At 47.2% G+C, this 436-nt stretch carries 1 protein-coding gene; it reads right to left on the bottom strand.

Annotated features, from left to right (window positions below; genetic code table 11):
• Positions 1-288 (bottom strand): DnaJ domain-containing protein (locus tag ACTHUT_RS22180; RefSeq protein ID WP_440419971.1); only part of this gene is annotated, 288 nt, incomplete at its 3' end.
• Positions 289-436 lie beyond the last annotated feature (148 nt).

The raw sequence follows: 436 nt of genomic DNA on the forward strand, positions 1-436 counted from the left end.
ATCGAAGCCTTGCGTGCCACCGAAACCGCCAAAGCCACCGAATCCGCCCGCACCTGCGCCCTGTTCAAACGCGGCATGGCCGTATTGGTCGTACATGGCGCGTTTTTCTTTGTCGGACAAGGTGTCGTAAGCTTTTTGGACTTCTTTAAATTTTTCTTCCGCTTCTTTGTTGTCAGGATTGCGGTCGGGATGGTATTTCATTGCCAGCTTGCGGTAGGCTTTTTTGATTTCATCGTCGCTAGCGCTGCGGGCAACACCAAGGGTTTCGTAAAAATCTTGGGTACTCATAATTTTGATAGTGTTTTGAATAAGTTTGAACTGGGTCGGATATGTGGGCGGAAGGTAAAAAACTCAAGTCGATATTTTTAAGGCCGTCTGAAAATTTTGTTTCAGACGGCCTCCCTCGCCTTGTCAAAGCATGATAATGGCCTTAAAG

It is taken from the genome of Neisseria sp. P0022.S010 (genome assembly GCF_051956635.1).